This window comes from Saccharothrix sp. BKS2 (genome assembly GCF_047689505.1).
GTDB classification, from domain to species: domain Bacteria; phylum Actinomycetota; class Actinomycetes; order Mycobacteriales; family Pseudonocardiaceae; genus Actinosynnema; species Actinosynnema lopnurensis.
Window position 1 is genome coordinate 120206 of the sequence record NZ_JAUQOL010000011.1, and the last position, 25402, is coordinate 145607.

The window sequence follows — 25402 nt, forward strand, 5'->3', positions numbered from 1 at the left end:
GACAGGCCGCGTGCCGCGCCCACCGGTGAAGTGGATCACCCTTTAGGCTCCCCCGCGTGGAACAGCGATACCTCGGCCGCAGCGGTCTGCGGGTTTCCCGGATGGCCCTGGGCACGATGACCTGGGGCCGGGACACCGACGCGGACGAGGCGGCGACGCAGCTGCTGGCGTTCACCGAGGCGGGCGGCACGCTGGTGGACACCGCGGACGTGTACGTGGAGGGCGAGAGCGAGCGCATCCTGGGCGGCCTGCTGGGCGAGGTGGTGCCGAGGGACGAGCTGGTGATCGCGACCAAGGCAGTGGCCCGGCGCAACGACGGCCCGTTCGGCGGCGGCGCGTCGCGGGGCGCGCTGCTGCACGCGCTGGACGGGTCGCTGCGCCGGCTCCGGGTGGAGCACCTGGACCTGTGGCAGCTGCACGCCTGGGACGCGAACGTGCCGCTGGAGGAGACGCTGTCGGCGCTGGACGCGGCGGTGTCCTCGGGCAAGGTGCGCTACGCCGGGGTGTCGAACTACTCGGGCTGGCAGCTGGGCACGGCCGCGGCGCTGCCGGGTCACACCCCGCTGGTGTCCACGCAGGTCGAGTACTCGCTGCTGGAGCGGGGCGTGGAGCGGGAGGTGGTGCCGGCGGCGCTGCACCACGGGATCGGGCTGCTGCCGTGGGCGCCGCTGGGGCGGGGCGTGCTGACGGCCAAGTACCGCAACGGCACGCCAGCGGACTCCCGGGGCGCCTCGGCGCACTTCGCCGGGTACGTGGAGCAGCACCGCACGGAGCGGGCGGCGCGGATCGTGCAGGCGGTGGTCACGGCGGCGGACGGGTTGGGCACGAGCGCGCTCTCCGTGGCGCTGGCGTGGGTGCGGGACCGGCCGGGCGTGGTGGCGCCGGTGGTGGGCGCGCGGGACACCGGTCAGCTGCTGGGGTCGTTGGCGGCGGAGGAGCTGACGCTGCCGCCGGCGATCCGGTCGGCGCTCGACGACGTGAGCGTGGTCGAGTTCGGCTACCCCGAGCGCCCGATGGGCTGACGCGCCGACGGACGGGGTCGCGCCAGCCGGTCACGCCGGGACCCCGTCCCCGGCGCGTACGGGTGGCGGCCGACTATCACCTTCCCGGACCAACGACAACACCCGCCCCCCGGCGTGAGGATGGTGGTCGGGTGATGGATGCTGGGAGGGCTTTGGGCGAACGGGTTACAGCTTGGAGGTCGACGTTGCGCCGACTGGCCGCAGTGGTGCTCACCGGGGTGCTCACCGGGGCGGTGGTGTCCGGGTGCGCGACGGAGGAGAGTCCGGGCGACCCGTTGCAGGTGGCGGCGACGTTGGAACCGGCGCGCCCGGCGGTCTCGCCCGCCCGGTCCGGGGAGGTGCCCGGCGCGGTGGCGCCGGTGGGGCGGGCCTCGTCGGTGGCGGTCGCCGGGGGCCGGGTGGCGGTCGCGGTGACCGACCCGCCGTCGGTGGTCCTCTTCCCCCTGGACGCGCCCTCGTCCTCGCCGCCGGTGACCGTGGCGCTGCCGGGACCGGCCGAGCGGCTGGTGGTCGCGGGCGACGCGGTGGAGGCGGTGGTGCCGGCGGGCGCGGTGGTGACCGTCCGCCCGGACGGCTCGTCGTCCTCGCGGGAGGTGACCGGCGGCCCGGTGGACGTGCTCTCGGTGGGCGGGCGGACCCTGGTGGCGCAGCGGGAGGCCAGGCGGGTCGCGGTGGGCGACCACGCGGTGACCGGCATCTCCAGCCCGGACCGGCTGGTGGCGGCGGGTGACCGGGTGGTGGTGCTGGACCGGCCGCGCAGCGCGGTGTTCGACCTGGACCCCTCGGCCGACCGGCCCGGCGCGGGCCTGCGCGCCGGCGACGGCGCGACCAACGCGGTGTCCGACCGGTTCGGGCGGGTCTTCGTGGTGGACACCCGGGGCGGCGAGCTGATGGCGTTCTCCGCGGACCCGGTGCTGATGCGGCTGCGCTACCCGCTGCCGGGCGCGCCGTACGGGATGGCCTACGACGCCGACCGGGACCTGCTGTGGGTGACGCTGACCGAGCGCAACGAGGTCGCGGGCTTCGACGTGTCGGGCGCGGAGCCGGTGGAGCGGCACCGGCACGCCACGGTCCGCCAGCCGGACTCGGTGGCGGTCGATCCGGGCAGCGGGCGCGTGTTCGTGGCGTCCGGGGACGGACAGGGATTGCAGGTGATCGGGTGATGGTGGACGAAGGGGTGGTCGACGGGGACTGGGAGTACCGGCCGCTGCGGCTGCCGGCCGGGGTCTCGCGTCGCACCGCGACCACGCAGTTGGCGATCCACGCGGAGTTCTCGGGCTGGGAGCTGTCGCGGACGCTGGTGTTCGGCGACGGGTCGCGCAAGATCTGGTTGCGCCGCAGGCGCACCGCGGCGGCGCTGCCGGGTGTGATCACCTAGCCCGGTCGGAGGTCCGGGTCCCCGCTCCCCCACGCGCCCCCTCGGGCGGTCGCGTGGAGCCCCGCGCCGCCCTCCCGACCCCGGTCGTACCCGTCGCCCCGGTCGTCCCGGTCGGGTCCGGTCCCGCGGCTTTCGGGGGGCGGGTGAGCAGGCCGTGCAGGACCAGCTCCCCGACGGCGGCGGCGTGGTCGGCGGCGGTGCCGCCGGGGTGGGTCAGGCAGCGCAGCAGCAGGGTGTGGGCGAGGGTTTCGGCGAGTTCGCGGGGGTCGCGGTCGCCGCGGAAGTCGCCGGCGGCGATCCCGGCGCGCAGCGCGGGGGTCAGCAGCGCGGGCAGGTCGATCTCGCGGACGGGGTCGGCGTCGGCGTGCGCGGGGACGTGGGCGGCGGCCATGAGCAGGGCCTCGGCGAACTCGCGGTGGCGCAGGGTGAACGCGGCGAGCTGTTCGAGGTGGCGGCGCAGCATGGTGGTGGGCGGCACGCCCAGGGCCAGGTCGTCGTCGACCAGGGACCGCAGTTCGGCGTAGGGGCCGCGCAGCGCGCCGGCGACGATGCCGGCCTTGACCGGGAACAGCTGGGCGAGCACGGTCGGCGACACCCCGGCGCGCGAGGCGATGTGGGCGGGCGTGGTGGCGTAGTAGCCGCGGCCGGCGAACTCGTGGCGGGCGGCGGTGACGACCGCGTTGCGGGGGTGTTCGGGCAGGTCGTCGAGGTGGTCGGCGCGGTGGGCGCGGACCAGTTCGTCGGCCAGGGGCGCCATGACGTCGTCGACGTGCCCGTGGCCCTGCTCGGGGTCGAGCAGAGCGCCGAACAGGGCCACGACGACGTCGCCGAACAGGGTCACGGGCACGGCGCCGGGGTCGGCGCGGTGGCGCAGCACCAGGCCCTCCACCAGGGCGGTGAAGGCGGTGGCGAGGTGCTCGGGGGTGAAGGGGGCGCGCAGCGAGGCGTTCCAGCGGGTCAGCACGGGCTGGCCGGCGCGGACCCCGGCCTGGTCGTGGCCCTCGTAGACCTGGCGCAGGCGCTTGACCACGGCGGGTTGGCCGCCGGCGAGCACGAGGGAGGCCAGCCGCATGAGCGTGGCGGGGTCGTCGCGGACCACCAGGAAGTCGCGGTCGCAGACCACGCGCAGCATCCGGCGGGGGTCGCCGTGGGCGTCCAGCAGGGCCTGGTCGATGACTTCGGCCAGGTCGCGGGTGGCGTAGCGGGAGTCGTGGGTGAACCGCAGCAGCAGCGCCTCGACGTAGCGGCCCTTGTCGCCGAAGGTGGCGAAGAAGGTCTTCTCGCTGACCTCGGCGCGGGCGGCGATCTCGGCGACGTTGAGGCCGCGGCCCAGGACCTTGGCGCCGTCCTCGAACAGCAGCTCGACGCCGGCGTCGAGGAGTCTTTCACGCACCGGAACCATGGCCCCCCTGTCTTCACGCCCCCTGGCGTCCCCACCCCGCCCGCACGGGCGCATACCCGCCGCGGGCGCACCACGGTATTGGATCCTCACCTCTCCGGGGTGCGTTCGCTCACCTCGGTGTGCGGTGTCGGGCCGCAGTGGATGTTGACCCCTCACCGCCGCTGCCGAGAGACTCCCTGGTGTCACGCGGGGTCGATCCACCGGGAGGGACTGGACACCCCGTGGCGGGGCTCGGAACCTCGTCCACCGCACGGCTTCGGCGCCTCTTGCCGTGCGGCCGGGGCGCGCTTCGGCCGTTGACTCGGAACCTCGGCCGACCCGCGCGCCCTCCCCGCCCGCACGACGAACGCGGCAACCCCCAGTGCCGTCGAGGTCGTGCGGGCGGCCGGGCACCACAGGTGTGGTACCACAGCTGTGGTGGTTCGGGTCGGTTCCGGGCGTGGCCCGCCGGCGCCACCCTCCTGGACAGCGTTCCCCGGCCGACCCCCGAACACCACTCCCCCGGCTCGCACGGACGGGTGATTTCCTCCGGTCGCGGCCGGGGTCGGCTGGTCCGGCTGCCACGCTGGGCGCACCAGCGGCGGACCCGGGAGGCCCGAGGTGGAGCGACCCCCGGACACCGCGGACCGGGTGGACAACGCGGTGACGGCGACCTCGGTGGGCGCGGTGGCGCAGGTCGGTGTGGTGCACGGCGGGGTGCACGTCCACCCGCGACCGTCGCCCGCGGTGCCCCGGCAGCTGCCGGCCGCGCCGCACTCGTTCACCGGGCGGGCGCGGCAGCTGGCCGAGCTGGACCGGGCCCTGGGTGATCCGGGTTCGGGTGATCCGGCGGCCCGGTCGGGCGGGTCCGCGGCGGTGGTGATCTCGGCGATCGGCGGCGCGGGCGGCATCGGCAAGACGTGGCTGGCGCTGCGCTGGGCGCACCGGCTGGCGGAGCGGTTCCCCGACGGGCAGCTGTTCGTGGACCTGCGCGGGTTCAGCCCGACCGGGGCGCCGGTGCCGCCGGGCGCGGCGGTGCGGGGGTTCCTGGACGCGCTGGGCGTGGACCCCGGCCGCCTGCCCGCCGACCTGGACGCGCAGGCCGCGCTGTACCGGACCCTGGTGGCGGACAAGCGGGTGCTGGTGGTGCTGGACAACGCGGCCGACGCCGACCAGGTGGCGCCGCTGCTGCCCGGTGGGCGCTCGTGCGCGGTGCTGGTGACCAGCCGCCGGAAGCTGACCGGGTTGATCGCCCGGCACGACGCCCGCCACGTGGACCTGGACGTGCTGACCGAGGCGGAGGCGCGGGCCCTGCTGGAGCGCCGGCTCGGGGCGGTGCGACCGGCCGCCGAGCCGGGCGCGGTGGCCGAGCTGCTGGCGCTGTGCCGGGGTTTCCCGCTGGCGCTGGGCATCCTGGCCGGCCGGGCGCGCACCGATCCCGGGCTGCCCCTGGCGCAGCTGGTCGCGGACCTGCGGGAGTTCGGCGTGGAGGCGCTGGACGACGACGACCCCACGGTCAGCCTGCCCGCCGTGCTGGCCACCTCCTACCGGGCGCTGACCGCCGAGCAGCGGGTGGTGTTCGGGTTGCTGGGCATCGCGCCCGGTCCGGGCACGGGCCTGGCCGCCGCGGTGAGCCTGACCGGGCTGTCGGCGGCGCGGGCGGCCCGGGTGCTGCGCGGACTGCGGGAGGTGTCGCTGCTGGAGCGGGACGCGCACGACCGGTACGCGATGCACGACCTGATCCACAGCTACGCCGCCGGCACCGCCCACCGGCACCTGCCGGCGGCGGTGCGGGAGGCGGCGCTGCGGCGGGTGCTGGACTTCTACCTGCACACCGCCCGCGCCGCCGACCGCCTGCTGGAGCCCTACCGACCCCCGCCGGGGGTGGGCCCGCCGGCGGCGGGGGTGGTGGCCCTGTCGCTGCCGGACGTGCCGGCGGCGCTGGCGTGGCTGGACGTCGAGCACGCCGCCCTGCTGGCCGCCGCGAGGGCGGCGGCCGACCTGGGGTGGCACGAGCACGTCGGGCACTTCGCGTGGGTGCTGGAGTCGTTCCACCTGCGGCGGGGGCACCGCCACGACGCGCTGGCGGTGTGGCGGGCCGCGCTGGGCGCGTCCGCGCACGTGCCCGAGGCGCGGGCCAGGGCGCACAAGCTGCTCGGGCACGCCTGTGCCCGGCTGGGGCGGCACGAGGAGGCGGTGGAGCACCTGCACCGGGCGCTGGAGCTGGCCGAGCGCGACGGCGACACCGACGAGCAGGCGTACACGCTGCGGCTGCTGGGGCAGGCGTGGGGCGAGCGGGGCGACGACCGGAGGGCGCTGGAGCACGCCCGGCGCGCCCTGGGCCTGTTCCGCGTTCTGGACCTGCCGGTGTGGGAGGCCGCCGAGCTGAACGCGGTGGGCTGGTACTCGGCCCGGTTGGGCGACTACGGCACCGCCCGGGAGCACTGCCGGGCGGCGCTGGCGGTGTACCGCCGCCACCACTACCCGGCCGGGGAGGCGGGCACCCTGGACAGCCTGGGGTACGTCGCCCACCTGGGCGGTTGCCACGAGGAGGCGGTGGGCCACTACCTGCGGTCCCTGGCCCTGTACCGGGAGCACGGCGACATCTACACCACCGCGGTCGTGCTGGAGCACCTCGGGGACGCGCGGGCCGCGCTGGAGCAGTCCGGGCCGGCGGCCGCGGCGTGGCGGGAGGCCCTGGAGCTGTACCGAGGCCAGGGGCGCGACGTCGACGCGGAGCGGGTGCGGGGTCGGCTCGACGCGCTGGACCGCGCGGTCGGTGGTGGGGTCGACCAAGGCAGTGGGCGCGTCGGCCACACCGGTTCGCCGCCCGCGTAGGCGGTGACGCGGTGGCGGCCGGGCTCGTCAGGCACGCGCGCGGCGGGAGTCCACGGTGGACCGCGGCCGGGTCCCGGCCGGTCGTGGTGGCGGCGTCGAGCACCGCGCGGGCCGCTTCGGTGGCGTGGCCGCGGTTGTGCGCCCAGGTCGTCGGGGCCCCGGTCAGTCGGTGTCTCCCAAGGTGTCGCCCAGGGCGGTGGCGGGGTCGTGGTGGGGTGCGCCGGTGGGCCACCAGCGGCCGTCGGGGTGGCGTCGGTAGGGGTACCAGCGGCCGTCGGGGCCGTAGCGGAGTTGGCGGTCGCGCACGGTCCAGCGGTTGCGCCGCACGACCGGTTCGGGCAGTTCGCCGCCGCGCCAGCCGGCGCGGGCGCGGTTGGTGTCGGCCTCGGGCGGGGTCCAGGGCTGGTCGAGGACGCGCAGGGCGGTGCGGCCGCCCTGCCGCCAGGCGCGCACGGCGCGGGGGTCGACGTGGAGGCGGTCGTCGAGCCCGGGGTGGGCGGCGGCGAGGCGCAGGTGGTCCTCGCGGTCGTCGGCGGCGGGCCAGTCGCCGGTGGCGAGCAGGGCGCGGGCCTTGGCGGCGGCGTCGGCGACCAGCAGCCGCAGCACGGCGACGTCGAGGCCCGCGACCGGGTCGAACTCCGGCAGCGGGTCGAGGGCGGCGGGCGGGGGGTCGTCGGGCAGGTCGGGCACGGGCCGGGTGTAGGCGGTGGCGGCGGGTGTGCCCGTGGTGGGGCGGGCGCCGGTGACGACCTCGTCCTGGTCCCGGCCGCGCAGCAGGAGCAGCACCCAGGGGTCGGCGTCGAGCAGCCAGGCGGCCTGGTGGCACAGGGCGGCGGCGTGGCGGCAGGGCAGTTCCCAGCCGTCGCAGGTGCAGTCGGGGTCGAGGTCGCCGATGCCGGGCAGCAGGGGCACGCCCGCGTCGGCGGCGGCGTCGACGAGTTCGCGGGGCATCTCGTGGTCGAGCAGGGCGGCGAGGTGCCCGGCCTTGCGGGAGAGGTGGGCGAGGAAGCGGTCCCACTCGGGGTCGGTGAGCGGGGTGAGCAGCACGGCGGTGTGGTGGGCCTCGTCGCCGTCGTGGACGGTGGCGTGCAGGCGGCCGGGGCTGGCGGTGATGGTGCCGACGAGCCCGGCCTGGGCGTACCGGCGGCCCTGGCGCAGCGGCCCGGAGTCGAGCGAGGTGTCCTCCAGGGCCTGGAGCCAGGCGCGGCCCCACCAGGTGCGGGTGCGGTGGGCGCCCTTCGGGAAGGCGGGGAAGCCCTTGACGCGGTCGGTCACGTGCCGCTCCGGAGTTCGACCAGGCCGGCCAGTTCGTCGTCGCCCAGTTCGGTGAGGGCGGCGTCGCCGCGGGCGAGCACGGCGTCGGCGAGGTCGCGCTTGGCGCGCAGCATGGCGGCGATGCGGTCCTCGACGGTGCCCTCCGCGATGAGCCGGTGGACCTGCACGGGCCGGGTCTGGCCGATGCGGTGGGCGCGGTCGGTGGCCTGGTCCTCCACGGCGGGGTTCCACCAGCGGTCGTAGTGCACGACGTGGTCGGCGCGGGTGAGGTTCAGGCCGGTGCCGGCGGCTTTGAGCGAGAGCAGGAACACCGGGATCCGGCCGTCCTGGAAGCGGCGGACCAGGTCTTCCCGCGCGGGCACGGGGGTGCCGCCGTGCAGGAGGGCGGTGGTGGTCCCCCGGTCGGCGAGGTGGCGGCGCAGCAGGCGGGCCATGGCGACGTACTGGGTGAACACGAGCACGGCGCCGTCCTCGGCGAGGATGGTGTCCAGCAGCTCGTCGAGCAGTTCGAGCTTGCCGGAGCGGCCGGCGAGCACCGGTTTCGCTTCCTTGAGGTACTGGGCGGGGTGGTTGCAGACCTGCTTGAGGGCGGTGAGGAGCTTGACGACGCGGCCGCGGCGGGCGATGCCGTCGGCGTGGCGGACCTCGTCCATCAGCTCGCGCACGACGGCCTCGTAGAGGGCGGCCTGTTCGCGGGTGAGGGCGACGGGCCGGTCGGTCTCGGTCTTGGCGGGCAGTTCGGGCGCGATGCCGGGGTCGGACTTGCGGCGGCGCAGCAGGAAGGGCCGCACGAGGCGGGCGAAGCGCTCGGCGACGACCGGGTCGCGGTCGACCTCGACGGGTTTGGCCCAGCGGGCCCGGAACCGGGTCAGGGTGCCGAGCAGGCCGGGGGTGGTCCAGTCGAGGATCGCCCACAGCTCGGACAGGGTGTTCTCCACCGGGGTGCCGGTGAGGGCGACGCGGGCGCGGGCGGGGATGCGGCGCAGGGCCCTGGCGGTGTCGGAGGCGGGGTTCTTGACGTGCTGGGCCTCGTCGGCGACGACCAGTCCCCAGTCGGCTTCGGCGAGCCGGTCGGCGTCCAGGCGCATGGTGCCGTAGGTGGTGAGCACGAACCCGGCGGTGGCGGTGGGCAGGGTGCGGCCGGGGCCGTGGTAGCGGTGCACGGGGGTGCCGGGGGCGAAGCGCTCGACCTCGCGCTGCCAGTTGCCCAGCAGGGACGCCGGGCAGACCACGAGGGTGGGGCCGGCGGTGTCCGGGCCGGTGGTGTCCGGGTCAGGGTTCGGGTTCGGGGTGGCGTTGCGGTGCAGGTGCAGGGCGATGAGGGTGATGGTCTTGCCCAGGCCCATGTCGTCTGCCAGGCACGCGCCCAGGCCGAGCGAGGTCATGCGGTCCAGCCAGCGCAGGCCGCGCAGCTGGTAGTCCCGCAGTTCGGCGTGCAGGCCCGGGGGCGGCTCGGCGGGTTCGGCGTCCGGCAGGGCGAGGCGTTGCCGCAGCTCGTCGAGGGGACCGGTGGCGGTGACCTCGACCTCCGCGCCGTCGATCTCGGCGGTGCCGGTGAGGGCCGCGCCGAGGGCCTGGACGGCGGTGAGGGGCTTGAGGGCGCGTTCGCGGGCGCGGCGGGCCAGCTCGGGGTCGACGAGGGTCCAGCGGTCGCGCAGCCGCACCACCGGGCGGGTGGCCTCGGCGAGCCGGTCGAGTTCGTCGGGGGTCAGCGGGTCCCCGCCGAGGGCGAGCTGCCAGTTGACGGCGGTGAGCTGGTCGGGGCCGAAGAAGGTGGGCCGGTCGCCGGTGTCCCCGCCCAGGACGACCCCGGCGGTGAGGTCGCGCACGAGGTCGGTGGGCCAGTGCACGTCCACGCCGGCGGAGGCGAGGCGGACGGCGCCGGTGGTGAGCAGGTGGGCGACGTCGGCGTCGGCGAGGAGGACGCGGTCGGGGACGGGCTGGTCGAGCAGCCGCTCCAGGGTCGGCCAGGCGCGGGCGGCGCGGCGCAGGGCCACGGTGGCGTCGGCGCGGGTGGTGCGGCCCGCGCCCGGCCACAGCTCGGCGGCGTCGAGGACCAGGGTGGGGTCGGCGAGGTTGTGGACCTGGAGGACGGCGTGGAAGGGGTCGGGCCCTTCGACGCGCAGCGACACCCGCACGCCTTGGTGGGCCCATTCCCGCAGGTGGGGGACGTGTTGCGGGGCGGTGGCGGCGAAGGCGGGGGCACCGGCGGCGGTCGCGGCGGCGGCGCCGCGGGGCATGGTGTCGGCGACGGCGTCGAGGAAGGCCCGCAGGAGGGGTTCGGCGTCGGGCAGTTCCAGGGGGTCGCGTCCGGACAGCGGGACGGCGCGGGCGTGCGGGGGCATGGCGGCGGCCAGGTCGCGGACGCGGGTGTGGTCGGCGGGGTCCAGGGGCGTGAGCTGCCAGGCGTCGAAGTCGGCGTCGGTGACGGCGGGCCGCACCCGGCCGCGGGCGACGAGCTGGAGGGCCAGGACCACGGCGGCGCCCCAGAAGGCGGCGGCCGGGTGGACCCCGGGGCCGGCGGCGGCCCGGCGGGCGCGGGTGAGCAGCGGGATCGCCTCGGTCAGCGGCAGGCGCAGGGCGGGCACGGTGCGGCGGCCGCCGTCGGGGGCGGCGACGGCGAGCCGGTCGGTGCCGGGCCGGTCCTGCGCCTGCCGCTGGTCGGGTGGGGCGTAGAAGGCGATCGTGGACGCGCGTGGCGGGTCGGCCGGTTCGAAGACCGCCGGGTACCGCTCCACCCCGTTGTTCAGCGTTCCCCCTCGTGCCCGCCGGGTTGTTCAAGTTTGAGCCTAGCCCAGCTGCCGGGTTCGCCGGGCGAGTTCGGCTCACCCGCCAGGGGGTAGGCGCCGGCGCGCAGGCGCTCCACCAGGCCCCGGGTCCACTCCGCGCCGCCCGCGGCGGTGTGCTCCCACAGCCCGTACAGCTCGCGCACGTGCGGCGGGTCGCGCCAGCGGTCGGCCTGCTCGCGGGCGGTGTCGCGGTGGCCCTCCAGGGCGGCGAGGCGTTCGCCGAGCAGCGCGAGGGCGTCGTCGCGGGTGAGGGAGGGCAGCATGGCCAGGCCCGCGGCGAGGGTGTCGGGCCGGGTCTCGGGGCGGCGCAGCGCGTCGCGCAGCAGTCTGCGGTACTCGGCCTCGCCCCGCGCGGTGATCTCGTACTCGGTGCGGCCGGGCGGGCTGGTGTGGTCGGTGAGGCAGCCGTCCTTGGTGAGCTGCTTGAGCGCGTGGTAGATCGAGCCCCACTTGACGTGGGCCCACTCCCCCGCGCCCCAGGACAGCAGGTCCGTGCCGATCAGGTAGCCGTGGGCGCGTCCGTGTCCGCGCACCACGCCGAGCACCAGCAGCCGTGTCGCCGACATGATCCTTGTCCGGGTCCCTTTTTTCGGTTTCGCGGGTCAGCGTAGATCGCCAGGATGGGCACGTGACGCGCGAAGGGGTTGTGCCGGGGGTCCGACTGCGGCGGCTGGACGAGGAGGGGTTGGAGCGGCTGCTGGCCCTGGCGGTCGCCGACGCCGACCCGGCCGACGTGATGCCGCCGGGCTGGGCGGTCGACCGGCACGACGAGTTCCGCCGGTTCTACCGGGGTTTCCTGCGCGACGCCTACGAGGTCGTGGACGGCGGCCGCACGGCCGGCATGGCGCGGCTGACCACCGAGGGCGAGGCCGGCCTGTGGCTGGCCCGCGCCGCCCGGGGTCGCGGGACGGGCCGGGCGGTGGTGCGGCGGCTGCTGGAGGAGGCGCCCGGACGCGGGGTGCGGACCGTCGTGGCCACCACGACCACCGGCAACGTCGCCGCGGTGCGGGTGCTGACCGCGCTCGGGGCGGAACTGGAGGTCGTGGGCGGGGAGGTGTCGGCGCGGATCGCGGTGCCCGCCGAACCGCCGACCAACACCGAACCGGCGACCGACCCCGCCCAGCTCCTGCCCGCCGACCCGGACCTCCCCGCGACGGCGACGGGGTGACCGGCCCCGAGGCCGGCGGGTCACCCCTCCAGGGTGGCCAGCAGCTCGCGCGCCCAGGCTTCGGCGCCGTCGTCGAGCCGCTGGTCCAGCAGTTGCAGGCAGCGGTGCAGGTGGCGCCGGGCACGGTCGTGGTCGCCCTGCTCCGCGGCGGTCCGGCCGAGGTAGTAGAGGGTGATCCCCTCGCCGTGCCGGTCGCCCAGGGCGCGGAAGGTCTCCCCGGCCCGTTCGTACTCGGTGACGGCGTCCTCGATCCGGCCGACGGTTTCGTAGGCAACGCCGAGGACGGAGCGCGTGAGCGCCTCGCCGTGCCGGTTGCCCACTTCACGGGCGGCCGCCGCCGATGCGGTGTAGTACGCGATGGCCTGGTCGTGGGAGCCCATGCTGAAGTGGCAGTTGCCGATGTTGCTCAGCGTCGACGCCTCACCCGTGCGGTAGCCCGTCTCCCGGCAGCCGGCGAGCACCCGCTCGAACCGCGTGAGCGCCTCGTCGAAGCGGCCCCGGTCGAACAGCGCGGTCCCGTCGTTGCTCAGTGCGTCCAGGGCGTTGAGGACGGTCCCCACACCGGCCTGCCCGGACGGCACGGTCCTCCGCTCGGGCGGGGGTGTGCCCGGATCGGCCCACCGGGACGGGTCGGACCGCCGCGCCTGGATCCGGTTGCCCTCCAGCTCGGTCGAGACCCAGTCGATCCCCTCCCGGTCGCCGAGCCGCCGGTACGCCTCGATCCCCCGGCGCAGGTGGTGCTCGGCGCGGCCGAAGTCGCGCATGGCCGAGTACGCCTTGCCCAGGTAGGTCGCGGCGTACCCGGTCGCGGCGAGGTCGTCGACCTCGCGTGCCGCGTCGACCGCCAGCAGGTGGGCGGTCAGCGCCTCGTCCCAGCTGCCGCGCAGCTGGAGCTGGACGGCGAGCATGGTGGCGCTGTGGACCACCTGCGCGTGGTGGCCCTCCCGGGCCGCCGCGTCGAAGACGGCCACCAGGTTGGGGCGCTCGGCGTCGAACCACGCGAGCAGCTCGGCGTGGGACAGGAGCTTCCCGGGGGAAGGGCCCGGTTCCACCGTGATCAGCTTGTCCGGGAAGGTGCGGACGGTGAGGGCGAGCAGCATCCGGTTGTGGTGGGCCGGCAGCCGCCGGAACGCGTCGGGGTCGGGTCGGCCGCGCAGCCGCTCCTCGGCGTAGAGGCGGACCAGCTCGTGGAGGCGGAACCACCCCCTGGGTCCGGCCGGCCCCACCAGGTGCGCCCGCCGCAGGACGGTCAGGCAGCGCCGGGCCGCCCGCTCGGGGAGCCCGGCCAGCGCGGCGGCCGCGTCGACGGAGACCGTGGGGCCCGGGTTGGCCGCGAGCAGCCGGAACAGGTGGGCGGCCGGCGCCGGTAATCGCTCGTAGGACAGGTCGAGCGCGGCACGGACCGACCGCTCTCCGGTCTCCAGCTCGGCCAACCGCTCCCCGCGGTCGGTCAGCGCGTCCACCAGCTCGGCCACCGGCTGGTCGGGGTCGGAGGCGAGCAGGCCGCCCGCGATGGCCAGCGCCTGCGGCAGGTACCCGCACAGCGCGGCCAGTTCGCCCGCCACCTCCCCGGCTTCGCCGACCCGTTCGTCACCGTCGTGGGCGGCGTCCAGCAGCCGGGCGACGAGGGCGACCGACTCGTCCCCGCTGAGCACGCCGAGTTCCCGCCGCCGGGCCGGGGCGAGGTCGCCGAGCGCGTTGCGGCTGGTCACCAGCACGCGGTGCCGCCCGTCACCGGGCAGCAGCGGGACCACCTGGGCGGCCAGTTCGGCGTTGTCCAGCACCAGCAGCACCCGGCCGGGGCGTTCGGCCAGCAGCGAGCGGTGCAGGGCCTCACGGCCCGCGAGGTCGGGCGGCAGGTGCTGCCCGACCACGCCCAGCGCGCGCAGGTGCACCTCCAGCGCCGCCTCCGGCTCCACCCGGCGGGCGCGGGCGAAGCCCCGCAGGTCCTGGAACAGCACACCGCCGGGGAACCACCCGGCCGCCACCGCGTCGTGCGCGGCGCGCAGCGCCAGGGTCGTCTTGCCGATGCCCGGCGGGCCGGCCAGCACGCAGACGGGCGCGGGCGGGCCGGCGTCCGGGCGCAGGAAGTCCGCCAGGTCCGCCAGCTCGGCGGCGCGGCCGGTGAACGCGGCCTCGACCGGCGGCAGGCCGGCGAGCGCCACCGGGGGCGGCGCGTCGGTGTGCTGGACGACCCGGTCGATGTGACCCGCCTGGACCAGCGGCCCCCACGCCGTGCCCTCGAAGCTGTTCACTCCCCCCGTTCTACCGGGTGCGCGCGGCTGCGGGCACCCCGGCTCGCGGCCGGTGTTCCGCCCGCCGGGGCGGCGGGCGGGCCCGGCCACGTCCCGCTCACGACGGTGGCCGCCAACTCCTCGTCGGCGCTCACGCCGGCGCTCAACCCGGCGGCCCGGAACGCGGCGGCCGTGGCGGCGGCCTGGTGGGCGCCGGTCTCGATCAGCAGCCTCCCGCCGGGCGCCAGCCACTCCCCCGCCCCGGCCACGACGCGGCGCTGCACGTCCAACCCGTCCGCCCCACCGTCGAGGGCGACGCGGTTCTCGTGGTCGCGCGCCTCGGGCGGCATGTGCGCGATCTCGCCGGTGGGCACGTACGGGGCGTTGCAGACCAGCACGTCCGCCCGGCCGCGCAACCGCCGCGGCAGCGCCGCGTAGAGGTCGCCGCAGTACACGCGATCCCCGGGCAGGTTGCGGGCGGCGCAGCGCGCGGCCGCCGGGTCCACGTCGGCCGCGTGCACCTCCACCCCCGGCACCCGACGGGCCACGACCGCGCCGACCGCGCCCGTCCCGCAGCACAGGTCGACCACCACCGCGCCCGGCCCCAGGCCCGCCACCGCCAGGTCCACCAGGTGCCCGGTGCGGCGGCGCGGCACGAACACGCCGGGCTCGACGGCGATGCGCAGCCCGCAGAACTCCGCCCACCCCAGCACCTGCTCCAGCGGCAGCCCGCCGACCCGTTGCCCGATCATGGACTCCAGGTGGGCGGGCGTGCGCGAGGAACCGATCAGCAACCTGGCCTCGTCCTCGGCGAACACACAGCCCGCCGCGCGCAGCCGCCCGGCGATCTCCTCCAGCATCGTGACGTACCCCATCAGGCTCTCCCCCTGGCCACCGTGGCCTCGACGCCGTCGAGCAGCACCGCCAGGCCCACCTCGAAGTTGCGCACCGCGTCGCGCTCCAGGTAGGGCGCGCACTCGTTGTCCGGCACGGGCGGCGGCGGCTCCTGCCCGAACCACGTCGACAGCGGGAACCGCTCGGCGAAGTCCGGCGACACCTCCTCCAGCAGCGACGACCGCGAGTACCACCACTCGTCGTCGCCCAGCCCGGTCTCGCGCGCCGCGCTCCGGGCGTCCGCGATCACCGCCGCCGCACCCCGCACGAACTGCACCAGCGCCCCCAGCACCCCGCGCAGCACCGACGCCTCCAGGCCCGTCGCCCGCAGCACCCGGACCAGCGTCTCCACCCCGGTGAACTCGTTGGGCCCCAGCACCGGCCGCGCCTGCGACACCTGCAACACCCACGGGTGGCGCAGGTAGAACTCCCGGTTGTCCCGCGCCCACGCCGTCAACGCCACCCGCCACCCCTCCTCCAGCGGGTAGTCGGCCGGCAGCTCCCCCAGCACCTTGTCGCACATCAGGTCCACCAGCTCGGCCTTGTCCGCCACGTAGGTGTAGAGCGCCATCGCGGAACGGCCCAACCGTTGCCCCACCGCCCGCATCGACACCGCCGCCATGCCGTCCCGGTCGGCCAGCGCGATCGCCGCGTCCACCACCGCGTCCACGTCCAACCCCGGCCGACGCCCCGACCCCGCTCCCCCGGCGTCCGGCCCCGGGGCCCGGTCCCGCCACAGCAGCCGCATCGACCGGCGGGCGTCACCCTGCCCCGCGAACACCGCCACTTGCCACTCCTTACGGCGTAAAGTACCTTGCCCCAGTCACGTCGCGACGCCATCACTTTACGTCATAAACAAACCAGGGGGAAACAGGCATGGGCACGCTCGCCGACAGCCACGACGTCATCCAAGTACGCGGCGCCCGCGAGAACAACCTCAAGAACATCTCCGTCGACATCCCCAAACGCCGCCTCACCGTCTTCACCGGCGTCTCCGGCTCCGGCAAGTCCTCCCTGGTCTTCGGCACCATCGCCGCCGAATCCCAACGCCTCATCAACGAGACCTACACCGCGTTCATCCAGTCCTTCATGCCCAACCTCGGCCGCCCCGACGTCGACCACCTGCGCAACCTCAGCGCCGCCATCATCGTCGACCAGGAACGCATGGGCGCCAACTCCCGCTCCACCGTCGGCACCGCCACCGACGCCCACACCCTGCTCCGCATCCTCTTCAGCCGCCTCGGCCAACCCCACGTCGGCACCTCCGGCGCCTTCAGCTTCAACCTCCCCGAAGGCATGTGCCCCCGCTGCGAAGGACTCGGCCGCACCACCACCACCGACGTCGACCAACTCCTCGACCGCACCAAGAGCCTCAACCAGGGCGCCATCACCGTCCCCGGCTTCACCACCGACAACTGGTACGTCCAGACCTACATCCACTCCGGCTTCTACGACCCCGACAAACCCCTCACCGACTTCACCGACCAGGAGTGGGACGCCCTCCTCCACCGCGACACCACCAAGGTCAAGATCGGCAAGACAAACGTCACCTACGAGGGACTGCTGGTCAAGGTCCAACGGCTCTACCTGTCCAAGGACCGCGAATCCATGCAACCCCACGTCCGCAAATTCGTCGACCGCGCCGTCACCTACACCACCTGCCCCGACTGCCACGGCGCCCGCCTCAACCAGGCCGCCCTCGCCTGCAAGATCAACAACACCACCATCGCCGACTGCTCCGCCATGCAGATCAGCGACCTCGCCGACTGGACCCGCCACATCACCGACACCACCGTCGGCCCCGTCCTCACCACCCTGCGCGAACTCCTCGACTCCCTCGTCGAGATCGGCCTCGGCTACCTCAGCCTCGACCGCCCCGCCGCCACCCTCTCCGGCGGCGAAGCCCAACGCGTCAAAATGGTCCGCCACCTCGGCAGCGCCCTCACCGACGCCACCTACGTCTTCGACGAACCCACCACCGGCCTCCACCCCCACGACATCCAACGCATGAACGACCTCCTCCTCCGACTCCGCGACAAGGGCAACACCGTCCTCGTCGTCGAGCACAAACCCGAAACCATCCACATCGCCGACCACGTCATCGACCTCGGCCCCGGCGCCGGCACCCACGGCGGCCACATCACCTTCACCGGCTCCGTCACCGACCTCCGCAACTCCGACACCCCCACCGGACGCCACCTCGACCACCGCGCCCGACTCCGCCACCACCTCCGCACCCCCACCGGCCACCTCCCCATCACCGGCGCCGACCTCCACAACCTCCACAACGTCGACGTCGACATCCCACTCGGCATCCTCACCGTCGTCACCGGCGTCGCCGGCTCCGGCAAGAGCTCCCTCATCCACGGCTCCCTCGCCACCCGCGCCGACGTCGTCACCGTCGACCAATCCCCCATCCGCGGCTCACGACGCTCCAACCCCGCCACCTACACCGGCCTGCTCGACCCCATCCGCACCGCCTTCGCCAAGGCCAACGGCGTCAAACCCGCCCTCTTCAGCGCCAACTCCGACGGCGCCTGCCCCCACTGCAAGGGCATCGGCCTCGTCTACACCGACCTCGCCATGATGGCCGGCGTCGCCACCACCTGCGAGCAGTGCGAGGGCAAGCGCTACACCCCCCAGGTCCTCACCTACCAGCTCCGCGGCCACAACATCAGCGACGTCCTCGCCATGTCCATCGCCGAAGCCCACGACTTCTTCACCGAAAAACCGGCCAGGGCCGTCCTCGACCGCCTCGTCGACGTCGGCCTGGGCTACCTCGCCCTCGGCCAACCCCTGACCACCCTCTCCGGCGGCGAACGCCAACGCCTCAAGCTCGCCATCCACATGGCCGAGAAGGCGTCCACCTACGTCCTCGACGAACCCACCACCGGCCTCCACCTCGCCGACGTGGACAAGCTCCTCGCCCTGCTCGACCGCCTCGTCGACGCGGGCAACACCGTCATCGTCATCGAGCACCACCAGGCCGTCATGGCCCACGCCGACTGGATCATCGACCTCGGCCCCGGCGCCGGCCACGACGGCGGCCGCGTCGTGTTCACCGGCACCCCCACCCAGCTCGTCGACAGCGCCGACACCCTCACCGCCCAGCACCTGCGCCAGTACGTCGGGCGGTGAGCACGGGACGGGGCCGATCCGCTGGCGGGTGAGCCCCGTCCCTGCTGTTTTTGCCCTTGTCGTCTTACGTACCCACTTCCTGGGTTTTCTTTTGGTTAACACTGAAGTTATCAAGACTGTTGTTTGTTCTTGAGTTGCAATGGCGTGGCGGCAGGCAGGTTCCACTGACCGCTCGTCGGGCGTCGGGCGTCGGGCGTCGGGCGGACGATCGTTGCCCGACGCCCGACCTGCGTGCCCGCACGTCTCATTGCCGGCTTCCCGCCCCGCGCTCCCCCGCCCCACGCGCCGCGCCACCCAGGCTAGCTGTTGCGTTCAAGCAACACTGAAGCCATGGAGGACAACGATCAGCATTTTCCCCTGATTCGGATTTCCGCAGGTCATTAGCTCTGCCGGTCGATTGTCGAGCTACCGAGCGGTCCTCTAACGTTGCCGACCACGTCCGCGCGTACGTGTCCGGGAAACTCCGCTCCCCCGGCCGGCCCGAGCCGCATCGGGTTCGTCGGGAACCCTGCACGAGGGAGAACCCTGCGATGGGAGACGTTCGCGCACCCAAGCGAGCCCTGCTCGCCTTATGCACCGTCGGCGCCACCGCGCTGGCGCTGACCACCACGGCCGGTCAGGCCGCCGCCGAGGGCCAGATCCTCGGCGCCGCCAACCCGACCGCCATCCAGGACAGCTACATCGTGGTCTACGACGAGCTGTCCACCCAGAGCGCCGAGGCGCTCACCTCCGACCTCAGCGCCAAGTACGACGCGAAGGTCGAGTTCACCTACCAGCACGCCCTCAAGGGCTTCGCGGGCACGCTGTCCGAGCGGGCCGCGCGCCGACTGGCCGCCGAGCCGGGCGTGGCCTACGTCCAGCAGAACGGCACGGTCCAGGCCGTGGCCACCCAGCCCAACCCGCCGTCGTGGGGGTTGGACCGCATCGACCAGCGCGACCTGCCGCTGGACTCCGGCTACACCTACCCCAACGACGGCGCCGGCGTCACCGCCTACATCATCGACACCGGCATCCGGACGTCCCACCAGGACTTCGGCGGCCAGGCGTCGTGGGGCACCAACACCACCGGGGACGGCAACAACACCGACTGCAACGGCCACGGCACGCACGTCGCCGGCACGGTCGGCGGCAACGCCCACGGCGTGGCCAAGGGCGTCACCCTGATCGCGGTCAAGGTGCTCAACTGCGCGGGCTCCGGCTCGTTCGCGGGGGTCGCCGCGGGTATCGACTGGGTCACCGGTCACCACACCTCCGGCCCCGCCGTGGCGAACATGAGCCTCGGCGCCCAGGGCAGCGACGCCGCCACCGAGAACGCGGTGCGCAACTCCATCGCCGACGGCGTCACCTACGCCCTCGCGTCGGGCAACTCCAACTCCGACGCGTGCAACTTCACCCCCGCGCGGGTGGCCGAGGCGATCACGGTGAACGCGTCGACCAACACCGACGCGCGCGCCTCGTTCTCCAACTGGGGCACGTGCACGGACATCTTCGCGCCCGGCCAGAACATCACCTCGGCCTGGCACACCAACGACACCGCCACCAACACCATCAGCGGCACGTCCATGGCCTCACCGCACGTCGCGGGTGGCGCGGCGCTGCTGCTCGGCGCCACGCCGGGGCTCACGCCCGCCCAGGTCCAGAGCGCGATGATCACCAACTCCACCGCGAACAAGATCACCTCGCCGGGCACCGGCTCGCCCAACCGGCTGCTGTTCGTCAACACCGGCGGCGGCCCCGGCCCGGGTGACCCGGCGGTCACCCCGCCGGGCAACCAGACCGGCAGCGTCGGCACCGCCACCAGCCTCCAGCTGAAGGCCACCGGCGGCACGCCGCCGTACACGTGGTCGGCCACCGGCCTGCCGCCCGGCCTGTCCCTCAACGCGGCCACCGGGCTGATCTCGGGCACGCCGACCACCGCCGGCACCTACACCGTCACCGCGACGGCGACCGACTCGGCGGCCAAGGCGGCGTCGGTGACGTTCACCTGGACGATCAACCCCCCGGGCGGCTCGTGCTCCGCGCCCGGTGAGAAGGTCACCAACGGCGGCTTCGAGAGCGGCACCACCGGCTGGTCCAACGCCACCTGGACGATCGGCGCGTGGACCGGTGAGGGCGCGCCGCGCTCCGGCTCGCGCTCGTCGTGGGTCAGCGGCTACGGCTACGCCCAGACCGAGACCCTGTCCCAGACCGTCACCGTCCCGGCCGGCTGCGCCAACACCACGCTGTCGCTGTGGCTGAAGATCAGCACCTCGGAGTACGAGCCCGCGGTGTTCGACACCTTCACCGTGCAGGCCAACGGCACCACGCTGGCCACCTACACCAACCTGACGCCCTCCGGCTACGCGGTGCGCACCTTCAACCTGGGCGCGTACGCGGGCCAGAGCGTCGCGCTGAGCTTCACCGGCGCGGAGGACTGGTCCTACCAGACCTCGTTCGTGCTGGACGACGTCTCGGTGAACGCGGCCTGATCCCGCTCCCCGGGGCCGGTGGTCCTCCGCGACCACCGGCCCCGGGGACAGGTCAGGACGCCGTGCTGCGGCAGCCTGCGCCGCAGCACGCCCATCGCGCGGTGGGTGCGGGACTTGACCGTGCCGGGCGGGATGTCCAGCTCCGACGCGGCCTCGGCGATCGAGTCGCCCCACAGGTACAGCCGCTCCAGCACGCGGCGCAGGTCGTCCGGCAGCCCCCGCAGCGCCTCCCCCACCACGAGGTCGGTGACCACCCGGTCGGCGTGGTCGCCCGTCACGGCGGCGGTCGAGCGGGCGTCGTCCACCTCCACCGGCCGCCCCTGCCGGGCCCGGGACTGGTCGTAGACGATGTTGCGCGCCACGGTCATCAGCCACCGGCGCACCGAGCCGCCCTCCGCGATCAGCTTGTCCGCGTGCCGCCACGTCCGGATCATCGCCTCCTGCACGACGTCCTCCGCGGCGTGGTGGTCGCCGGTCAGCCGCTTGGCGTAGGCGAGCACCACCTCCCCGTGCTCCAGGAACACCGACCGGGTGAACTGGTCCGCCGCCACGTCCGTCGTCATCGCGTTCTCCTCCAGCCCGGTTGCCGCCAAGCTAGGAGGACGAAGTGCACGACATGTGAACGTCAACGCGGGAGGTTGTCACTACCGCCCGGGAGCCCCACCAGCTTGGCCCGGAGCCGGTCGGTCCGGGGCAGTCCCAGCTCCTCGAACCCGGCCAGCGACGCCCGCCAGTGCCCGGCGGCCCGCCCGGTGCGACCGGCCGCCGCCTCGACGTCGCCCAGCCGCTCCCCCGTGTCGGCCACCGCGAAGCGGATGCCCAACTTCTCGAAGCCGGCCAGGGCCAGGCGGTACTGCTCGGCCGCCTCGTCGAGCCGGCCGAGGTGGAACAGCGCGTTCGCGATGCTGTCCCGCAGGTCCGCCACGCCGTAGTCGTCGTCGGCCCGGGTCAGCGCCAGCCCCTCCAGGCAGTGGGCCAGGGCCTCCTCGTGCCGGCCGAGCAGCCCCAGGCACCAGCCCACGGCGTTGAGCGCGCGGGCGAGCAGGGTGTCGTCCGCGCCGAGCCGTTGCAGGCGCAGGGCCTCCTGGGCGTGGGCGAGCGCGGCGCGGTGGTCGCCCACGGACTCGTACAGCCAGCTGGTGAACCGGCGCAGCTCGGCCAGCATCCGCGGTGCGGCGACGCCGTCGAGCACGGCCAACGCCTGCTCGCCGTGCACGCAGGCCACCTCGACGCGGCCCAGGTCGGCCTCCGCCCGGGACAGGCCCAGCAGCCCGTTGCCCTCGCCGAGCCGGTCCCCGGCGCGCCGCGCCGCCGCCACGGCCGCCTCGCTGGTGGCCAGCAGGTCGTGCCAGTGGCCGGCGCGGTCCAGGTGGTGCGCCAGCGCCCAGCCCAACCGCCAGGCGACGTCGTCCCGCCCGGTCGCGGCGGCCTGGGCCTGGGCCGACAGCAGCACCCGGTGCTCGGTGGCGAACCAGGTCAGCGCCCGCTCGCCGTCGGCGAACCGCAGCGGCCGCGCCCGCTCCGGGGGCGGGTCCAGCGGGATCGGCACCCGGTCCGGAGAGAGCGCCAGGGCCGCCGCGCACGCGGTGTGCAGGTAGTGCGCGAGCACCGCGCCGACGGCGGCGTCCCGGTCCTGCGGGGTGTCGTGCTCGTGGGCCAGCTCGACGGCGTACAGGCGCAGCAGGTCGTGCAGGGAGTAGCGGCCGGGCGCGTGCTCGGTGAGCAGGTGCGCGCCGCACAGCTCGGCCAGCGCGCGGCGGGTGCTCGCCGGGGGTTCGCCGTGCAGGGCGGCCACGGCCGCGGCGCCGACGTCGTTGCCGGGGGTCAGCGCGAGCCGCCGGAACAGTCCGGCCGCGGCGGGGGTGAGCGCGTCGTAGGACCAGGAGAACACGGCCCGCACGTCCAGCGCGGTGTCGCCGGTGGACAGCGCGTCCAGGCCGGCGCGGGCGTCGACCAGGTCCTCCGCCAGCGCGGCGAGCGGAAAGGTGGGGCGGGTGGCGGCGCGGGCCGCGACCACGGCCAGCGCCAGCGGTAACCGCGCGCAGGCGGTCAGGATCGCGTCCACCACGTGGATCTCGGCCCCGACCCGCCGCTTGCCGAGCCGGCGGACCAGCACCTCCCGGGCCGCGTCGTCGTCCAGCACGTCCAGCCGCACGGCGTGGGCGTGGTGCGAGGCGACCAGGCCCACCAGGTCGTCCCGGCTGGTGACGACGGCCAGCGAGCCCTCCCCCGGCAGCAGCGGCCGGACCTGCTCGGCGTCCCTGGCGTTGTCCAGCAGCACCAGCACCCGGCGGCCGTGCAGCAGGCTGCGGAACAGCGCCGACCGGGCCTGCTCGCCGTCCGGGACGTCCGCGGGCCGCACGCCCAGCGCGTGCAGGAAGTCGTGCAGCTGGTCGGCCGGCCGCACCGCTGGTTCGGCCGGGTGGAAGCCCCGCAGGTCGGCGTAGAGCAGGCCGTCGGGGTGGTGCGGGGCGAGCTGGTGGGCCAGGTGCACGGCCAGGGTGGTCTTGCCGATGCCGGCCATGCCGGTGACCGCGAGCAGCCCGGCGCCCTCGGCGGCGGCCTCCAACAGCGCCTCCAGCTCGTCCTCCCGGCCGACGAACGCGTCGAGCGGGCGCGGCAGCTGGGCCGGTCGCACCGCGGGTCCGGTGGGTGGCGCGTCGGCCAGCACCGCCCGGTGCGCCGACCGCAGCGCCTCGCCGGGGTCGAGCCCCAGCTCCTCCGCGAGCCTGGCGCGCACCGACTCGTAGACGTCGATCGCCTCGGCCTGCGCCCCGGTGGCGGCCAGCAGCCGCACCAGGTCCGCGTGCAGCGCCTCGTCGAGCGGGTGGCCGTGCGCGACGAGCCTCAGCGCGGGCAGCACGGCCCCCGGCTCCTCGCACTCGACCGCGAGCCGCACGGCCAGCCGGACCGCGGCCACGCGCTCGTGCTCGACCGCCACGAACCGGGCGTCGGACCGGATCTCCTCCACCACCCCGGCGGCCACCGGCCCCTGCCACAGCCCCAGGGCGTCGAGCAGCGAGGCGAGCCCGTCGCGCGCGTCCTGCTCCCCCGCCCGGCGCACCAGGTCGCGGAAGCGCAGCAGGTCCAGGCTGTCGGCGTCGACCACGGGCTGGTAGCCGCCCGGCGCGGGCAGCAGCCAGCTCCCGGTGGCGCGGCGCGGCAGGTCCGGTTCGATGACCCGGCGCAGCGCGCCGACGTACCGGTGCACGACGTTGGCCGCGCTGGGCGGCGGGTTGGTCGGCCACAGGGCGTCGACGATGTCGGCCATCGTCACGACCCGACCGGCGCCCACGAGCAGCAGCGCCAACACCGCCTGCTGCTGGGGCGGACCGAGCGGCACCTCGCGGCCGTCGACCCACGCGCGCGGCGGTCCCAGGAGGGACAGGCGGAGATCCTTGCCGATCAGGACATCCCTCGATCAGGTGGGTGGAGCCCCGGTCGCGGCGCGGCGACGGGGCGTCCGGACCGACTCCGGTGGACCCCTCATCGTACCGAGGCGGCCGGGCGGGGGTGGATCTCCTCCGGTCGACGCCCCGTCGACGGGTCTCGACGCCCCGTCGACGGGTCTCGACGGGTCTCGACGGGTCTCGACCGAGGGGAGATCCACCCCGTGATCAGCAGGCGATCGGCGAGGAGCCGATGGCGACGTCGTCGTACCAGAGGGTGTCCGCACCGTCGCCGTAGCTCTCCCAGCCCAGCCGCAGGTCCGTGACGGCGGGCCGCCACGCCTTCCTGAGCCACTGGTCGTCGATGTCGGGCGTCGGCGTGCCGTCCACCTGGAGACCCACGACGGACGAGCCGTTGAGCGAGGTCGACAGCCGGCCGGCCGGGTCGACGGTGAACTGGACGCAGTTCCACTGGCCGGTGGGCAGCGGCTTGCTCTGCGCCACGCCCTGCGGGCTCTGCGCGGGCAGGGTGGCGTCGTCGGACTCGCGGTTCCACTGGAGCGCCGAGTTCTGGCCGCCCATGCGCAGGTCCTTGCCGTTGTCGGCGGTGTCCTTCATCGCCATGAACGTCACGTGCGCCATCGGCAGGTTCGTGGTGTGGCGGACGTAGAACCGGCCGTGCACGGTGCCGGAGCCGGTCAGCGGGGTGCCGAAGAAGATGTGGTTGCAGTAGCCGGACGCGCCGTCCACGCGCACCGACTTGGAGCCGCTGCGGGCCGTGGCGGTGTCGATGCTGACCCGACCCTGGCCGGTGCAGTTGGCCGCGCCCACGGTCCACCGGCCCGACGGGCTGGAGCCGGTCTGCTCCTCGAAGCCGTCGCACAGGGTGGCCGTGCCGCAGCCGCCCGGGTTCTGCTGGTCGGTGGTCGTGGTGGTGGTGTTCGTCGTCGTGGTGGTCGTGGTGGTGGACGTCGTCGTGGGCCCGTCGCCGCTGCACGAGACGCCGTTGAACGAGAAGTCGGTGGGCGCCTGGTTGGTGCCGCTGTAGGTGGCCTGGAAGCCGAACTGGGCGCTCGCGCCCGTGGCCAGCGACCCGTTCCACGGCATGTTGGCGACGGTGACCTTGTTGCCGGACTGCTTCACGTCGGCGCTCCACCCGGAGGTGACGGCCTGGTTGCCCGCGAAGGTCCAGGTGAGCTGCCACGAGGTGACCGGAGCGGACTGGTTGGTCACGGTCACGTTGGCGGTGAAACCGGTGGACCACTGGTTGAGCTTGTAGTCCACGGCGCAGACGGGGGCCGCTCCCGCGGAGCTGTTCCCGCCGATCACCACCAACCCGGCTACGGAGACGACAGCGGCGACCGCCGCCAGCAGATTTCGCACAACAACCCCTTCGTTGTCGTTTCTGGGAGCGTTCCCAGAAGCTGA

17 protein-coding genes are annotated in these 25402 nt (G+C 74.9%); 7 read left to right on the top strand and 10 right to left on the bottom strand.

The features are described 5' to 3' along the window. The first annotated feature begins 56 nt into the window (after nt 1-56). The 3 genes from Q5530_RS23855 to Q5530_RS23865 all read left to right on the top strand — a co-directional run bounded on the left by Q5530_RS23855 (nt 57) and on the right by Q5530_RS23865 (nt 2400). Nucleotides 57-1022, top strand: a complete 966-nt coding sequence (locus Q5530_RS23855; RefSeq protein ID WP_415364980.1) for an aldo/keto reductase — start codon at nt 57-59, stop codon at nt 1020-1022. A gap of 185 nt (nt 1023-1207) precedes the next feature. Further along, nucleotides 1208-2185, top strand: a complete 978-nt coding sequence (locus Q5530_RS23860; protein WP_415364981.1) for a YncE family protein — start codon at nt 1208-1210, stop codon at nt 2183-2185. Next, complete coding sequence (locus Q5530_RS23865; protein WP_415365134.1) at nt 2185-2400, top strand: DUF5703 family protein; 216 nt, start codon at nt 2185-2187, stop codon at nt 2398-2400. Before Q5530_RS23860 ends, Q5530_RS23865 begins: the two co-directional genes overlap by 1 nt. Here the strand turns inward: Q5530_RS23865 and Q5530_RS23870 are convergent. Then, entirely contained in the window at nt 2393-3793 is a 1401-nt protein-coding gene (locus Q5530_RS23870) for a TetR/AcrR family transcriptional regulator (RefSeq protein ID WP_415364982.1), read from the bottom strand. The genes Q5530_RS23865 and Q5530_RS23870 overlap by 8 nt on opposite strands. Before the next feature lie 609 nt (nt 3794-4402). Between Q5530_RS23870 and Q5530_RS23875 the strand changes: the two genes are divergently transcribed. Further along, the gene (locus Q5530_RS23875; RefSeq protein WP_415364983.1) at nt 4403-6619 is read left to right on the top strand and encodes an ATP-binding protein; all 2217 of its coding nucleotides are present in this window, start codon (nt 4403-4405) and stop codon (nt 6617-6619) included. A gap of 162 nt (nt 6620-6781) precedes the next feature. Here the strand turns inward: Q5530_RS23875 and Q5530_RS23880 are convergent, their stop codons facing one another. Genes Q5530_RS23880 through Q5530_RS23890 form a run of 3 tightly spaced genes read right to left on the bottom strand, consistent with a single transcriptional unit; the run spans nt 6782 to nt 11249 of the window. Further along, complete coding sequence (locus Q5530_RS23880) at nt 6782-7894, bottom strand: SWIM zinc finger family protein (RefSeq protein ID WP_415364984.1); 1113 nt, start codon at nt 7892-7894, stop codon at nt 6782-6784. Next, complete coding sequence (locus Q5530_RS23885; RefSeq protein ID WP_415364985.1) at nt 7891-10632, bottom strand: DEAD/DEAH box helicase; 2742 nt, start codon at nt 10630-10632, stop codon at nt 7891-7893. The genes Q5530_RS23880 and Q5530_RS23885 overlap by 4 nt, the downstream gene beginning before the upstream one ends. Nucleotides 10633-10640: 8 nt before the next feature. Beyond that, the gene (locus tag Q5530_RS23890) at nt 10641-11249 is read right to left on the bottom strand and encodes a PadR family transcriptional regulator (protein ID WP_380635091.1); all 609 of its coding nucleotides are present in this window, start codon (nt 11247-11249) and stop codon (nt 10641-10643) included. 62 nt (nt 11250-11311) lie between these two features. Between Q5530_RS23890 and Q5530_RS23895 the strand changes: the two genes are divergently transcribed. Continuing rightward, nucleotides 11312-11851: a GNAT family N-acetyltransferase gene (locus tag Q5530_RS23895; protein WP_415364986.1), complete on the top strand. Its 540-nt coding sequence runs from the start codon at nt 11312-11314 to the stop codon at nt 11849-11851. Nucleotides 11852-11871: 20 nt separating this feature from the next. Here Q5530_RS23895 and Q5530_RS23900 read toward each other — a convergent pair whose 3' ends face one another. From Q5530_RS23900 to Q5530_RS23910, 3 genes are read right to left on the bottom strand one after another with little or no spacing between them, the layout of a single operon-like run. Beyond that, entirely contained in the window at nt 11872-14106 is a 2235-nt protein-coding gene (locus tag Q5530_RS23900; protein ID WP_415364987.1) for an ATP-binding protein, read from the bottom strand. Beyond that, on the bottom strand, nt 14103-14960 hold the full coding sequence (locus Q5530_RS23905; protein ID WP_415364988.1) for a putative protein N(5)-glutamine methyltransferase: 858 nt from the start codon (nt 14958-14960) through the stop codon (nt 14103-14105). The genes Q5530_RS23900 and Q5530_RS23905 overlap by 4 nt, the downstream gene beginning before the upstream one ends. Continuing rightward, nucleotides 14960-15766: a TetR/AcrR family transcriptional regulator gene (locus tag Q5530_RS23910; RefSeq protein ID WP_415364989.1), complete on the bottom strand. Its 807-nt coding sequence runs from the start codon at nt 15764-15766 to the stop codon at nt 14960-14962. Before Q5530_RS23910 ends, Q5530_RS23905 begins: the two co-directional genes overlap by 1 nt. An 89-nt stretch (nt 15767-15855) precedes the next feature. On the opposite strand from Q5530_RS23910, the gene Q5530_RS23915 reads away from it, so the two are divergent. After that, entirely contained in the window at nt 15856-18117 is a 2262-nt protein-coding gene (locus tag Q5530_RS23915) for an ATP-binding cassette domain-containing protein (protein ID WP_415364990.1), read from the top strand. A 530-nt stretch (nt 18118-18647) separates the two neighbouring features. After that, nucleotides 18648-20585, top strand: coding sequence for a S8 family peptidase (locus Q5530_RS23920; protein ID WP_415364991.1), 1938 nt, complete (start codon nt 18648-18650; stop codon nt 20583-20585). Here the strand turns inward: Q5530_RS23920 and Q5530_RS23925 are convergent. The 3 genes from Q5530_RS23925 to Q5530_RS23935 all read right to left on the bottom strand — a co-directional run bounded on the left by Q5530_RS23925 (nt 20537) and on the right by Q5530_RS23935 (nt 25357). Next, the gene (locus Q5530_RS23925; RefSeq protein ID WP_415364992.1) at nt 20537-21148 is read right to left on the bottom strand and encodes a sigma-70 family RNA polymerase sigma factor; all 612 of its coding nucleotides are present in this window, start codon (nt 21146-21148) and stop codon (nt 20537-20539) included. The two genes, Q5530_RS23920 and Q5530_RS23925, sit on opposite strands and share 49 nt — an antisense overlap. Nucleotides 21149-21210: 62 nt before the next feature. Next, complete coding sequence (locus Q5530_RS23930) at nt 21211-23928, bottom strand: BTAD domain-containing putative transcriptional regulator (RefSeq protein WP_415364993.1); 2718 nt, start codon at nt 23926-23928, stop codon at nt 21211-21213. A 274-nt stretch (nt 23929-24202) separates the two neighbouring features. Beyond that, nucleotides 24203-25357, bottom strand: coding sequence for a cellulose-binding domain-containing protein (locus tag Q5530_RS23935; protein ID WP_415364994.1), 1155 nt, complete (start codon nt 25355-25357; stop codon nt 24203-24205). Nucleotides 25358-25402 lie beyond the last annotated feature (45 nt).

Excerpts from the sequence above, each read along its gene's own strand:
- Q5530_RS23915 (WP_415364990.1), top strand. The coding sequence starts at position 15,856 with ATGGGCACGCTCGCCGACAGCCACGACGTCATCCAAGTACGCGGCGCC.
- Q5530_RS23905 (WP_415364988.1), bottom strand. The coding sequence starts at position 14,960 with ATGGGGTACGTCACGATGCTGGAGGAGATCGCCGGGCGGCTGCGCGCG.
- Q5530_RS23925 (WP_415364992.1), bottom strand. The coding sequence starts at position 21,148 with ATGACGACGGACGTGGCGGCGGACCAGTTCACCCGGTCGGTGTTCCTG.
- Q5530_RS23865 (WP_415365134.1), top strand. The coding sequence starts at position 2,185 with ATGGTGGACGAAGGGGTGGTCGACGGGGACTGGGAGTACCGGCCGCTG.
- Q5530_RS23920 (WP_415364991.1), top strand. The coding sequence starts at position 18,648 with ATGGGAGACGTTCGCGCACCCAAGCGAGCCCTGCTCGCCTTATGCACC.
- Q5530_RS23890 (WP_380635091.1), bottom strand. The coding sequence starts at position 11,249 with ATGTCGGCGACACGGCTGCTGGTGCTCGGCGTGGTGCGCGGACACGGA.